General features: G+C 70.6%; 10 protein-coding genes. 5 read left to right on the top strand and 5 right to left on the bottom strand.

The window, feature by feature from the left end; translation table 11 throughout:
• The first annotated feature begins 193 nt into the window (after positions 1-193).
• From QHF89_RS32255 to QHF89_RS32240, 4 genes are read left to right on the top strand one after another with little or no spacing between them, the layout of a single operon-like run.
• A complete protein-coding gene (locus QHF89_RS32255) occupies positions 194-2,272 on the top strand; it encodes a serine/threonine-protein kinase (protein ID WP_136971349.1) in 2,079 nt (692 codons plus the stop codon).
• Between the two features lie 40 nt (positions 2,273-2,312).
• Complete coding sequence (locus tag QHF89_RS32250) at positions 2,313-3,701, top strand: CCA tRNA nucleotidyltransferase (RefSeq protein WP_136971348.1); 1,389 nt, start codon at positions 2,313-2,315, stop codon at positions 3,699-3,701.
• 52 nt (positions 3,702-3,753) lie between these two features.
• Positions 3,754-4,596, top strand: coding sequence for a class I SAM-dependent methyltransferase (locus QHF89_RS32245; RefSeq protein WP_136971347.1), 843 nt, complete (start codon positions 3,754-3,756; stop codon positions 4,594-4,596).
• A gap of 3 nt (positions 4,597-4,599) precedes the next feature.
• Positions 4,600-5,577, top strand: a complete 978-nt coding sequence (locus QHF89_RS32240) for a glycosyltransferase family 2 protein (RefSeq protein ID WP_136929289.1) — start codon at positions 4,600-4,602, stop codon at positions 5,575-5,577.
• 6 nt (positions 5,578-5,583) lie between these two features.
• Here QHF89_RS32240 and QHF89_RS32235 read toward each other — a convergent pair whose 3' ends face one another.
• Positions 5,584-7,407: an asparagine synthetase B family protein gene (locus QHF89_RS32235; RefSeq protein ID WP_136971346.1), complete on the bottom strand. Its 1,824-nt coding sequence runs from the start codon at positions 7,405-7,407 to the stop codon at positions 5,584-5,586.
• A 77-nt stretch (positions 7,408-7,484) separates the two neighbouring features.
• Between QHF89_RS32235 and QHF89_RS32230 the strand changes: the two genes are divergently transcribed.
• The gene (locus tag QHF89_RS32230; protein ID WP_136971345.1) at positions 7,485-8,057 is read left to right on the top strand and encodes a class I SAM-dependent methyltransferase; all 573 of its coding nucleotides are present in this window, start codon (positions 7,485-7,487) and stop codon (positions 8,055-8,057) included.
• Positions 8,058-8,063: 6 nt separating this feature from the next.
• Here the strand turns inward: QHF89_RS32230 and QHF89_RS32225 are convergent, their stop codons facing one another.
• From QHF89_RS32225 to rfbF, 4 genes are read right to left on the bottom strand one after another with little or no spacing between them, the layout of a single operon-like run.
• The gene (locus QHF89_RS32225) at positions 8,064-9,779 is read right to left on the bottom strand and encodes an asparagine synthase-related protein (protein WP_136971344.1); all 1,716 of its coding nucleotides are present in this window, start codon (positions 9,777-9,779) and stop codon (positions 8,064-8,066) included.
• Complete coding sequence (locus QHF89_RS32220) at positions 9,779-11,311, bottom strand: MOP flippase family protein (protein WP_136971343.1); 1,533 nt, start codon at positions 11,309-11,311, stop codon at positions 9,779-9,781. The genes QHF89_RS32225 and QHF89_RS32220 overlap by 1 nt, the downstream gene beginning before the upstream one ends.
• The gene (locus QHF89_RS32215; RefSeq protein WP_284721191.1) at positions 11,308-12,345 is read right to left on the bottom strand and encodes a GDP-mannose 4,6-dehydratase; all 1,038 of its coding nucleotides are present in this window, start codon (positions 12,343-12,345) and stop codon (positions 11,308-11,310) included. The genes QHF89_RS32220 and QHF89_RS32215 overlap by 4 nt, the downstream gene beginning before the upstream one ends.
• Positions 12,330-13,118: a glucose-1-phosphate cytidylyltransferase gene (gene rfbF / locus QHF89_RS32210; RefSeq protein ID WP_284721190.1), complete on the bottom strand. Its 789-nt coding sequence runs from the start codon at positions 13,116-13,118 to the stop codon at positions 12,330-12,332. The genes QHF89_RS32215 and rfbF overlap by 16 nt, the downstream gene beginning before the upstream one ends.
• Positions 13,119-13,121: the final 3 nt, after the last annotated feature.

The following is a 13,121-nucleotide window of genomic DNA, read 5'->3' as shown; positions in this document are numbered from 1 at the left end:
AGCACGTGGGAGCTTCGGGGCGGGCATGGGAGGCCCGTCGGGGCGACGGCGCGGGGCCCCTCGGGGGATGCCCGATCGCGTCCCTGACGGCCAATCGAGCCTGGACCGGACAGACGTCCTCCACGCTCTTCTCGGGCTCGCCGCGTCCTGCTACGATGGCCCCTAGCTTCCCGAACTATCTGCGATCTCCTGCATGTCGCCCCCCGACAACGAGCCCCCTGCCCTGCCCAAGCCGCCTGCGGTTCCCAAAGTCGCAGCGGGGAGCTCGCCCCATCCTGGGGGCGGGAAACCCGCGACGAAGCCGCCGCCCGCGCCTTCTGCCGCGACGAAGCCGCCGCCTCCGGTGCCGCCGATCCCCGCGGGAGCGGCGCGCGCTTCCTCGCCTGGCATCCCGCGCCCGGCGACGCTGCCCTCGCTGAAGAAGCCGCCGCTCGTGCCGTCCGTGTCCGCCGCGGCCGCGACGAACCCCGCGAGCGTGCCGCCGCCGGCGATGCCGAAAAAACCTTCGATTCCTGCGCCGCCGCCGGTGATTCAGATCGAAGAGGAGCCGCTCGACGCGGATCTCGCGATGCTGGCGAGGTCGCAGATCGAGATCGACACGGGCGCGCGGCGCAGCCGCATCTCCACGCCCGACGGCGATCCCCCGCGCCGCAGGCTCAGCTCGAACCCGGACGAACCGCAGCCGACGTCGCGGCGCTCGTACGAGGACCTCCTGCCCGCGTCGCGCCGCGGCGAACAGGACCCGGACATCCCGCCGCCCGCGCACGTCGACGCGGACCGCGCGCCGGGCTCGAAGGATCCGTACATCGGCACGACCTTCGATCATCGCTACAAGATCGAAAAGCTCCTCGGCGAAGGCGGCATGGGGTTCGTCTACCTCGCCCGCCACAAGGTCATCGACAAGAAGGTCGCGGTGAAGGTCCTGCGCTCCGACATGGCGCGCGACCGCGAGATCCTCGAGCGCTTCCTGCAGGAGGCGCGCGCCGCGTCGAGCATCGGCAACCCGCACATCATCGACATCTCCGACTTCGGGGATCTGCCGGACGGCTCGACGTACTTCGTGATGGAGTTCCTCGACGGCAAGAGCCTGATCCAGCTCAACGAGGACAAGGCCAAGCGGCTCGAGCCCGAGCTCATCGCGAAGGTCGCGATCCAGATGGCGAACGGCCTCGCGGCGGCGCACGAGCGCGGCATCATCCACCGCGATCTCAAGCCCGAGAACATCTTCATCATCCAGCGCGGGATCGACAAAGAGTTCGTCAAGATCCTCGACTTCGGCATCGCGAAGGTCGCGACGAGCGGCGACAACAAGCTCACGCGCGCGGGCGCGGTGTTCGGCACGCCGCACTACATGTCGCCCGAGCAAGCCGCGGGCGCGCCGCTCGATCACCGCACCGACATCTACTCGCTCGGGATCATGCTCTACGAGATGGTGAGCAACCAGCTCCCCTTCGTCGCAGACAACTTCATGGGCATCCTGAGCCAGCACATGTACCAGCCGGCCACGCCGCTGGCGAAGCTCGGCCTCGAACCCCCGTGCCCGGTCGATCTCGAAGCGATCATCTTCAAGTGCCTGTCGAAGGCGCCCGAGGATCGTTACCCCGACATGGCCGCGCTCGCGGCCGATCTGCAGCGCTTCCAGCAGGGCCACGTGCCCGACGCCGTCGCCGAGATGGCCTCGCGGCCCGACGGGCTTTCGGCCTCCGTGCCCGACGGGGTCGCGGACAGACCGAAGAAATCGCCCTGGCTCCGCTTCGTCGCCGTTGGCGCGGTCGTCATGGGCGCGACGCTCGGCACGGTGCTCATCCTGCTGAGCGGTCCAGGCCCGAAAGCCGATCCCGGCGCGGTCACGTCGCAATCCGCCACGGCGCCGCCCGCGCCCACGGCCACGAGCGTCGCGAAGAAGATCGTGCTCGTCGACGTGGATCCGCGGGACGCGAACGCGTCGACGACCTACGCGGGCAAGCAGCTCACGTTCCCCGCGAACTTCGAGGTCGAGCCGGGCAAACCCGTGACGCTCGAAGTGAAGGCCACGGGCTACACCACGCAGACGATCACGATCGACGGCTCGCAGGAGAAGCAGACCCTCAAGCTCGTCGCGATCGCAGGGACGACGCCGGCCACGACCGACGCCGGGACCGCACGCCCGCCGACGACGAAGGCCGGCGGCGTGCACGTGGGCCCCTTGCCCACGACGAAGAAGGGCAACAACGCGGCGAGCAGCGGCGGGGATATCGTGGACATCTACCACGGCGGCTCCAACAAGCCGTGACAGGCGTCTCCGCGCCCGAAGCGTGGTAAAGCCGAGCGCCGTGGAAGGCGTCGCTCACCTCATCGAAAAGGTCCCCGAAGACGTGCTCGGGATCTGCCGCCGCCTGCGCGAGAACGGCAAGCGGGGCTGGATCGTGGGCGGCTGCGTGCGTGATCTCCTGCGCGGCCAGCCCGCGAAGGACTGGGACGTCGCGACCGACGCGCGGCCGGAGGAGGTCATGCGGATGTTCCGCAAGGTCATCCCCACGGGCCTGCAGCACGGCACGGTCACGGTGCTCCTGCGCGGCGTGCACTACGAGATCACGACGCTGCGCGGAGAAGGCGCCTACAGCGACGGGCGCCGCCCCGACTCGGTGGAGTTCGTCGACGACATCAGCGCGGACCTCGCGCGGCGTGACTTCACCGTGAACGCGATCGCCCTCGATCCCGTGGACGGCCACGTGATCGATCCCTTCGGCGGCGAGCGGGATCTCGACGCACGCGTCGTGCGCGCCGTGGGGGATCCGCGCGAGCGCTTCGGCGAGGACGGCCTCCGGATCCTGCGGGCCGCGCGCTTCTCGGCGACGCTCGGGTTCGCGATCGATCCCGACACCGAGCGCGCGATGGGCGAGCCGCGCTCGCTCGTCACGTTCCGCCGCGTGAGCGCCGAGCGGGTGCGCGACGAGTGGCTGAAGAGCATGCGCGCGCCGCGGCCGAGCGTGGCGTTCGAGGCCATGCGCCGCACGGGCGTCCTCGAGATCACCTGCCCGGAGCTCCTCGAAGCGGTCGGCTGCACGCAGAACAAGTGGCACGCCTTCGACGTCTGGGGCCACGTGATGGCCTCCCTCGACGCGAGCGAGCCCGCGCCGCTCCTCCGCGTGGCTGCGCTCCTGCACGACATCGCGAAGCCACGGACGCGCGCGTTCTCCGAGAAGACCGGGGACTACACGTTCTACGATCACGAAAAAATCGGCGCGGAGATGGCGACGGACATCCTCGGCCGGCTGCGCTTCTCGAACGACGAGCGCGACCGGATCGCCGCGCTCGTCCGGCATCACCTCCTCTGTTACGACGAGGGCTGGACCGACGCGGCCGTGCGGCGCTGGATCCGCCGCGTCACGCCGGATCTCGCGCCGGATCTGTACGCGCTGGCGCTCTCGGACGTGCGCGGCAAGGGGCGGGACCCGGCGGACGAGGTCCAAGCGATCGAGCGGCTGCGCGAGCGCGCGACGGACCTGCTCGCCGCGGGCGCGCCCCTCGGGACGAAGGACCTGAAGATCCGGGGCAACGAGCTCATGAAAGAGCTCGCCATCCCGCCGGGGCCCGTGGTCGGCGAGATCCTCGCGGCCCTCGTGGAGGTCGTGACCGACGATCCAGCCGAGAACGAGCGCGGCCGCCTGCTCGTGGCGGCGCGGCGGCTCTACGACGAGCGGCGGAAGAGCGACGGCTGAGGCGCGAGAAAACGCGTCGACGCGCGGCGCCCGATTGGGTAGACGGCCCTCCGTGACTCGCACGTCTCTTCCCGCTCCGGGCCCGCTCGTGCGCGCGCGCGCCTACCTCGGCCGCGCCGCAGCGATCGGCGTCGCGATGGCCCGCTTCGCCAAGCTCGGCCGCAAGGACGGCGTCGACAACGGTGTCCGCGCCTTCCGCGCGCTCGGCCGCGAGATCGGCGGCGCCCTTCGGGGCCACGGGGGCGATCGGGACTGCACGCTCTGCGGCTGGAGCGGCGAGCGCTTCGGCCCGATCTACTACGTCGACAGCTACCGCGAGGACACGCTCTGCTACGCGTGCGGCTCGACCGATCGCGTCCGCCTCCTGCCGCTCTTCTGTCGCGACACGCTCGCCCCTTTCTTCCACGAGAAGCGCCGCCGCGTGCTCGACATCGGGCCCCTCTCGAACTCGCGCCGCTTCTTCCCGGACGACGTCGACTACGTCTCGTTCGACCTCTACGCGCCGCACGCGATGGTGCGCGGGGACCTCGTCGCCGCGCCGTTCGCCGACGCGACCTTCGACCTCTGGGTCTGCTTCCACGTGCTCGACCTCATCGAGGACGACGACCGCGCGATGCGCGAGCTCTACCGCATCCTCGCGCCGGGCGGCGTCGGCCTGCTCGACAACGCGATGAACTGGAACGCGCCCACCGAGGAGTACGGCAAGGCGCGGCCCGAGGAGGCGATGCACCGCCGCCGCTACGGGCATGATCTCCCGGATCGGCTGCGCAAGATCGGCTTCGAGGTCGAGATCGTCGACGTGGAACGCACGTTCGACGAAGCCACGCGGGCGCGCTACGGCATCCACCCGCGCAAGTTCCTCGTGTGCAAAAAGCCCTCCGCGGGCGCCGCTTGACCCATGCAGACGACCCACGAGCCCTCCGAGGAGAGACTTCCGACGCTGCCGGATCGCGCGGGGATCGGTGACGAGGAAAAGCGCCTCGGCGAGGCGTTTCGCGCCCGCTACGCCTCCGAGTTCCGCGAGCTCGTCGTGCGCCGCGAGGTCAAAGATCCCGCGGTCACGCTCGTCGTCATCTCCTACCGCGCCGCCGACTACCTGCTCGACTGCCTGCGCCACCTCCGCGGGCAAACCGTCGCGCTCGATCTGCCTTACGAGATCCTCCTCGCGGACAGCGGCGGCCTCGACCACCTGCGGGATCGGTACGGCAACCTCGTCGACGTCGAGCTCCGCCTGCGCGACGGGCTGCCGCTCAACGTGGCGCGCAACGCGGCGATGGGCTGGGCGCGCGGCGAGCTCGTGGCCTACATCGACGACGACGGCCTCGTCGTGCCCGACTGGGTCGAGTACGGCGTGAACCTCTTCCGCGACGAGACCATCGGCGCCGCGCGTGGCCGCATCGTCCCGCACAAGCACCCCTGGTACAACGTGTGGGCTGGCCACTACGACCGCGGCGACGATCTGTGGGACGAGGACAACGTCTCCACCGAGGGCAACATGCTGATCCGCCGCGCCGTCTACCTCGCCATCGGCGGCTTCCGCGACGATCTCTACGGCGGCGAAGGGCTCTACCTCGCCTACCGCATGAAACACGCCTTCCCCGCGCTGCGCTCGGTCTACGCGCCGGGCATGATCATGCGGCACGACTACTGCCGCTCGGCGCGGGAGTTCATCTGGAAGTCGCGCCGGTACAAGGACGTGCGCAAGAACATCACGGGCATCGAGCCCGCGTTCGACGCGTACATGGCGACCTTCGACGCGCGGAAAAAGCCCGTCCGGAAGCGCACGCCGACCGAAGAAGTCGTCCTCGCCGGCATGCGCGCGGCGCAATCGATGATCGCGCGCATGCCGATCTTCGACCGCGTGAAGCGCCGCTGACGACCCTCAGGTCACGCGCACGATCGCGGACTCGGCCTCACGCAGCTCGCCTTCGAGCTCCACGACCGTGAGCAGACCAAGCACGATGCGCAGGATGCGCGCCTTGTGCGACCGCGCGTGCAGGAGCAAAAGCGGCGAGCGCAGGGCCGTGCGCGCCCGCGAGGACACGGGCTGGGGCACGCCGAGCACGACCGCGGCCACGTCGAGGAACGTCCGCAGGCGCGCCGGGACCACGAGGGGTTCCAGCAACGAGCTCGCGTCTTCGAGGCGCTCGCGGATCACACGCCACTGCCCCACGAGCGCGGGCTCTTGCCAGCCCGAGCCCAGGATCGGACGCGCGTGCCGCACGGGCTCGGTCGTGATCGCCGCGCGCGCGTTCGTGCTCCGCGCGACCATGTCGACCTTCCACGACGCGTTCGCGAAGGGCAGCTCCACGAGCTCGGGCCAGAGCCGCGACATGAGCTCGAAGTGCACGCGATCACTCGTGCGGTCCGCGAGCGGCAGCCCCCCGAACGCGCGCTGGATCGCGGGGTGGTAGAGCAGGTTCAGAACGAGCGCGGTGATGCCGTCGCCGAGCCGCGCCTGGCCGATCCAGCGCGGCACGTACTGCCGCGCGTAGTAGGCCTCGTGCAGGAGCTCGGGCGCCGTGCCGCGATCGAGCTCGCCCTTCATCCAGCGCGCCGTCCGCGTGATCTGCGGCGCGAGCGCCTCCGGGCGGAGCACGCCGCCGAGGTTCGGCGAGGAAAACCAGAAGCGCGCGGCGGCCTCGGGATCGGGCGAGGCTGCACCGCGGCTGCGGTAGAGCTCGCCGAAGAGCCCGTGCAGGCCGAGGCGCGCGTGGTACGTGACCGCGCCCGTCATGTCCCACGCGTTGAGCGCGCCCTCGGTCAGCGCCACGTGGCGGCGCATGTCTTCGAGGATGCGGGTGCGCGGCGGCGGGCTCTTCCGTTCGAGGTTCAGGCCGAACCGATCGGCGATGCGCCGCGCCGCGAGGTGATCGGCGTGCTCGGGCGGCACGCTGATGTAGAGGCTCGCGCGTTTCTCCAGGCCCGCGCTCTTCAAGGCCGCGAGGACGAGCCGGCTGTCCTTGCCTCCGGTCAGCGCGGCGAGGATCGGTTTGTTCGTCCCCGCGATCCACGCGAAGTTTCCGCGCAGGTGCTCCGCGAGCGTGTCCCAATCGGGCGCCGCGCCCGGAATCGCGGGCTCGCCGCCGCCGAGCGCGCGGATCTCGACGGGGCCCGCGTCGCGGGGCACGACGACGGCCGTGTGGGCGTCGACGAGCCGCACGCCCCGCACGGCCGTACCTTCGGTGCAGACGAGGTAGCCGGGCGAGATGAGCCCGCCGAGCGCCTCGAAATCGGGCGCGGGGCGCGGGCCGAGCGCCTTCATGAGCTCCCAGAGCAGGCGCGCGCGGTTCGAAACCGCGAAAAACCCCGGCTGCTCCGTCATGTACACGTGCTCGGTGCCGACCGGATCACAGGCCACGAAGAGCCCCTCGTCCGTGAGCTTGCACATCGACCACTCGCCGTGAAACCGGCGGCGCAGGGCCGGGGCGTCGGGCTCCCGCAGCACGTCCGCCGCGCCGAGGAGGCGGCGATCGTCGGCCACGCCGTACCCCGTGATCACCGCGGCCCCGCTCGTATCCTCGTGCCAGCGCGGCTCGGGCCAGAGCCCCTCGTCGCGGAGGAAGGCCCAGAGCTGGATGCCGCCGCGCGCAGCCGAGAACCGCGCCTCCGGTACGAACGGCAAGGCGCGATCGAGGCGCGCGGAGAGGCCCTCGGGTAGGCCTTCGGGGTTCTTCAGGCGGAGGGCGAGGTAACACGAGGACATCGGCGCGCCGGGGCCTGTATACCCGATCCCGAGGCTCGTGCTTGCGCGGAGGCGGCCTCGTGTGACAAGGGGTTCGGGTGTTCGTCGACGAGTCGGAGTGGATCCGCGACGTGCTCGAAGCAACGCCGCTCGAAAAGGGCGCGACGGTGCTCGACATCGGCTCCTCCACGCTCCACTTCCGCACCGTCGTGCAGCCGCACCTCGATCGGAACGTGTTCGCGCCGCTCCGCGCGCGAGGCCTGAAGGTGCTGCACCTCGACGCGCGGCCGGAGCCGGGCGTCGACATCGTCGCCGACGTGACGAACCTGAAGGGCGTCGATCGCACCTTCGACCTCGTGCTCTGCACGAACCTCCTGGAGCACGTGACCGATCGCGAGGCGACGCTCCGCCACGTGGCGCGGGTCGTCGCGCCCGGCGGGCTGCTCGTGCTCACGGTGCCGCGGCGGTACCCGATCCACCGCGATCCGATCGACACGGGCTACCGCCCGACGGCGGCCGAGCTCGCGGCGCTGCTCGGCTGGCCCGAGGTGCTGCGCCAGGAGGTCCTGACCATCCGCGCGCCCGAGCATTACCAAGGCTTCAAGCGCGCGCTGCGGCGGATCTTCTCCCCGTGGCAGATCGCGTGTGTGCTCGCGCGAAAGCCTGCGTAAAGCGACTCAGCGCGGCGACCACACGCGCTCGGACAATACGAGGCTCGCGAGCAAAGCGATCTGCGGCATGCCACGGCGCGAGCCCGCCTCGACGCCCGCGAGGAGCCGCGCGACGGAGGCCCGATCGAAGCAGCCGAAGCGATCGACGCCGGTCCGCGGATCGAGGAGCAGGTCGCGGAGAAACCCACGAAGCCGCGCCGATCTGCGGAAGACCGCGTCGTGATCGAAGAAGGCAGCGGCGGGCGGATACGGCGGCTTGCGCAGGCGGCGGACGAGCGTCTCCACGACGCCCCCGCGCGGCACGGGCCAGCCGATGCGCTGCCAGGGGATCGCCGCCATGTGAGGAAATCCCTCCCAGAAGAAGGAGGCCTGGAGCGCGGCGTCGAGGCGCGCCTCGGGCGCCACGGCGAGCAGCCGATCGATGAAGCCCGGCGCGAAGAACGGGAACGCCGAGCGCGCCACGCCGCGCCAGAGCAGCGGCCCGTTCACCGTGAAGCGCCGGATGCGGTGCCGCAGGATCCAGAAGTCGGACCAGCGGGGATCGTCGAGCGGATCGGCTTCGAGGCTCTTCGTGAGGGAGGCGCGGGCGAGATCGAGCATCTCGCCGCGGGCCTCGGGCACGAGCAGCTCTCGCCAGGCCGGGCGTTCGAGGCGAGCCCGGGAAGCCCAGAGCAAGCGGTGGCGCGCCTCGGGGCTCCGCGCGGTGAAGTGCTCGCGGCGAAGGAAGCTCGCGCCGAGCACGACGTCGCCGGCAAACCCGTCGAGCCGCAGCATCCCCTCGGGGAACGAGCCCGTCAGGCTGATGCCGTAGGCGTGCAGCAAATTGAGCTGACCGTCCGTCAGCACGGATGCGCGGACGGCGTGATCAACGAGCCAGTCGTCGTCGAGGCCAAGCGCGCGCCACGGGACGCCGAGCACGCGGCAGACCTCTTCGGCGATGCCGATGTCGGGCGTACGCTCGCCGGTGCCGGAGAACGTGAAGGCCGAGGCAGACGCGCCCGCGGAGGTGGCCGTCGCGAGCAAGAGCCGCGAGTCGAGGCCACCGCTCAGGGGAACGACGAGCGGCTGATCCCCGCGGGTCGCGAGCGCGCCCGCGAGCCCCTCGCGCCAGAGCGGGATCAACGCGGAGACGGCCGCAGCCGGCGACGTGCCGCGATCGATCGGAAGCTCGGCGTAACGGAAGCGCCGCGGAAAGCTCGGGCCCGCGGGGCCGATCTCGAGGGCCGCGCCTTGTGGCAGGGCGGTGACCTCGCGGCGCAACGTGCGCTCGCCGAGCAGGTGGTCGAAGGCGAGCAGCTCGGCGAGCGCGTGGCGATCGAGCGAAGAGCGCGGCGCGAGCTGCCCGAGGCGCGCCGCGGACGTGGAGAACACGACACACGCGCCCACGGTGCGGACGTAGACGAGCGCGAAGCCGTGACGATCGACCTCGACGACGGCCACGCCCCGCGCGGCATCCCAGCGGCAGAGGAGCCACGGCGGGACGAGGCGCGCGGCAGGGCTCTTCAGATCATCGCCGCCGAAGCCAATCGCATGCCCCGCGGCGCCGGGCGCGCCGGGGCAAACGATGCGCTCGCCGGCATGCTGGGGGAAAAGGGCCGCACGGAGAGGACCTTCGTGCAGCGACGAAGCCGCGCTCCCAAGATCACGCGTGAGCTCGCGAAAAAGCGCGGCGCCTTCGCGCTCGGCCCCCGCGGGCGTGTACACGCCGACGAGCGTCGGCATCAGTGCGCCTCCTTCGGGGCCACTTCCTCGGCAGGCGTTTCGGCCTCCGTCGGGGCCTTCGCGGGCGCCTTCTTGTCGCGCTTGAAGAACCCGAGGAACGCGCGCACCTCGGCGGTGATCGGCGGGTAGATCACGCGCAGCGTCGCGACGTACACGAGCAGCATGATCAACGTGAGCCCCACGAGCCGCGCGACGTCCCCGACGACGCCCGGGGGCAGGAGCGTCGCGAGCTCGAGCCGCGCGATCGCCCCGGCCGCCGTCGCGACCGCGACGGCCACGGTCGGCACGACGAGCACGCCGAGCAGCCGCGAGAGCTTCATCTCGATGTAACGGCACGCGAGCCACTCCGTGAAGAGCGTACCGGGCACGCAGAGGATCGAGATGCTCACGGCGACGCCGAAGGCCCCCCAGTTCACGCCGATGATCAGCGCCACCGTGAGCCCCACGAGCCACGCGATGTTCCAGTAGAGCTCCACCGCGGGTTTGCCGCGGGACTTGAAGATGATCCCCACGAGCGTGCCCACGGCCTTCAGCGCGCCCGCCACGCTGAGCGCGCGCAGCGGCCCCACGGCCGGCAGCCACCGCGGCCCGTAGAGCAACGCCACGAGCTCGGGCGCGACGACCGCGACCCACGCGAGGATCGGAAAGCTCACGATCGCCACGGCGCGCGAGATCTTCAGGTACGTCTCGCGCATCTCGTCGAGCTTGTCCTGGATCGTCGCGAACGCCGGGAACATCACCTGGCTGAAGAGCGAGGCGATACGCGTCAGCGGGAACGTCATCGTCTCGTACGCGAACGTGTACGTGCCGAGCGCCGCGGTCCCGAGCCGCTTGCCGACGATCATGTAGTCCATGTTCGCCGACAGGTAGTTGATGGCGCTCGCCCCCGCGACGTACGCGCTGAACGAGAAGAGCTCACGCGCGTGTGTCCACGTCGCGCGGAAGCGCGGCCGGAACGGGCTCGACAGCGTGTACGCGACGACGGACACGACATGGCTCGCGAGCGGGCCGAACACGAGCGACCAGTACCCGGCGCCGAACGCCGCGAGCCCGAGCGTCGCCGCGCTCGCCGCGACGTTGCGCCCGGCCTCGATGGCGGCGACACGCCCGAAGCGAAGATCACGCCGCAAGAGCGCGGCGTGCGTCGAGGCGAAGGGGCCGATGAGCAGCGGAAGCGCGGAGACCACGACGAGCGACACCACGCGCGGCTCGCCGTAAAAGGCCGCGAGGGCCGGGGCCGCGGCGACGCTCGCGACGAAGAGCACGGCGCCCATCGAGATGCTCATCCAGAAGGCGGCGTCGCGGTGGCCGTCCGAGAGCTCCTTGCGCTGGATCGTCGCGGCCGTGAGGCCCATGTCGCTCAGCGCGCCGAGGAAGCCGAGCAGCACCGTGCAGAGCCCGACGAGGCCAAAGTCCTCGGGCACGAGCAGCCGCGCCAGGACGAGCGTCCGCACCCAGCCGAGGGCCGTGGCGAAGGTCTGGCTCGCCCCGAGCGCGACCCCGCCGCGCGCCGCGCTCCGTAGAAGGCTCATCCGGCGGCGCGGCGGCCTTCACGCGCGAGGAAATCGCGGTACCAGGCGGTCGTGCGATCGAGGCCGGCGACGAGGCCGTACCGGGGCTTGATGCCAAGCACGCGCCGCGCCTTTTCGGCGTCGAGGTACTGGTGCGCGATCTCGTGCGTCGCTTGCCCGCGCACATCCGGCTCCAGCGTCGACCCCATGCGCTCCAGAATCGCGCGGGTCATCTCCAGCACCGTGAGCTGGTTGCCCGCCGAGATGTTGAAGGCCTCGCCGTGGACGGCGGGATCTTCCATCGCGCGGGCGAGGTCGAGGTACGCGTCGACCGCATCCTCCACGTAGAGGTAGTCGCGGATGAGCGTGCCGTCGCTGCGGATGACGGGCCTGCGGCCTGCGACGATGTCGCGGATCACGCCGGGCACGATGCGGTTCCAGTTGAGATCCCCGCCGCCGTAGAGGTTCGCGCAGCGGGTGATCGTGATGGGCAGCCGGTAGGTCACCCAGTACGTCCGGGCGATGAGGTCCGCGCACGACTTCGAGACGTCGTACGGGTGCTCGCCCCGCAGCGCCATCGCCTCGGTGTAGGGCAACGTCTCGTGCGAGCCGTAGGCCTTGTCGCTCGACGCGAGCAGCACGCGGCGCACCTTCGGCGACCTGCGCGCCGCCTCGAACACGTTCCACGCGCCGGCGACGTTGCTCTCGAACGTGCTCACCGGGTTCGCGTTCGCGATGCCCACGATGGTCTGCGCGGCGAGGTGGAAGACCGAGTCGATCTCGTGCTCGCCCATCACGCGTTCGAGCAGCTCGCGGTCGCGGATGTCGCCGCTCACGAGCGTCATGCCCTCGGCGATCGTCGTCCCCTTCGACCCTGCAACGAAGAGCCTCGACGTGGGCACGAAATCCCGCACGAGGCCCACGACGTTCGCGCCGAGCGAAACCAGCCGCTCGCTGAGCCACGATCCGAGCAGCCCCGTCGCGCCCGTGACGAGGACGTTCCGATCGCGGAAGAACGCGCGATCCGCCGCCTCGTCCCTCACCAGACCTTCCACGGCGCTCCTCCTGTCCAGAGGCTCCGGAGCATCTCCAGATCACGCATCGTGTCCATGCACTGCCAGAAGCCGCGGTGCTCGTAGACCATCAGCTCGCCGTCCTTCGCCAGCCGCGCGAGGGGTTTTCCTTCGAGCACGCAGCCGTCGTCGTCCTCGAGGTAGTCGAAGAACTTGCGGCTGAAGACGAAAAACCCGCCGTTGATGCAGCCGTCGTGCATGAGCGGTTTTTCGTTGAACTCGACGACACGCGACCCGTCGCGGAGCAGCTCGCCGAAACGCGACTGCGGGAAGACGCCGGTCACCGTGCCGATGCGCCCGTGCTCGCGGTGGAACGCGATCAACCGCCCGATGTCCACGTTCGACACGCCGTCGCCGTAGGTCACGCAAAACGTGTCCGTATCGACGTACTTCTCGATGCGCTTGATGCGCGCCCCGGTCATCGCGCGCTGGCCGGTCTCGGCGAGCGTCACCCGGAAATCTTCTTCCTCGGCGGCCGGCGACTCGTGCAGCGTGATCGCGCCGCCCTTGCCGAGATCCAGCGTGAAGTCGCGGCTCATCGCGCGGTAGTCGAGGAAGTACTGCTTGATGACCTCGCCCCGGTAGCCGAGGCACACGATGAAGTCGCGCAGCCCGTGGTGCGCGTAGCTCTTCATGATGTGCCAGAGGATCGGACGATCCCCGATGGTGATCATCGGCTTCGGCCGAAACTCGGTCTCCTCCCGGAGACGCATCCCCTGGCCACCCGCGAGGATGACGACCTTTTCACGCGACACGGC

The organism is Polyangium sorediatum (assembly GCF_029946465.1).
GTDB classification, from domain to species: domain Bacteria; phylum Myxococcota_A; class Polyangia; order Polyangiales; family Polyangiaceae; genus Polyangium; species Polyangium fumosum.
Note: the sequence above shows the minus strand (reverse complement) of the source record. Positions and strands in the feature narration are given on the sequence as shown.

Bases quoted from the DNA above. Each gene is read 5' to 3' on its own strand.
- QHF89_RS32240 (WP_136929289.1), top strand. From the start codon at position 4,600: ATGCAGACGACCCACGAGCCCTCCGAGGAGAGACTTCCGACGCTGCCG.
- QHF89_RS32235 (WP_136971346.1), bottom strand. From the start codon at position 7,407: ATGTCCTCGTGTTACCTCGCCCTCCGCCTGAAGAACCCCGAAGGCCTA.
- QHF89_RS32225 (WP_136971344.1), bottom strand. From the start codon at position 9,779: ATGCCGACGCTCGTCGGCGTGTACACGCCCGCGGGGGCCGAGCGCGAA.
- QHF89_RS32255 (WP_136971349.1), top strand. From the start codon at position 194: ATGTCGCCCCCCGACAACGAGCCCCCTGCCCTGCCCAAGCCGCCTGCG.
- QHF89_RS32220 (WP_136971343.1), bottom strand. From the start codon at position 11,311: ATGAGCCTTCTACGGAGCGCGGCGCGCGGCGGGGTCGCGCTCGGGGCG.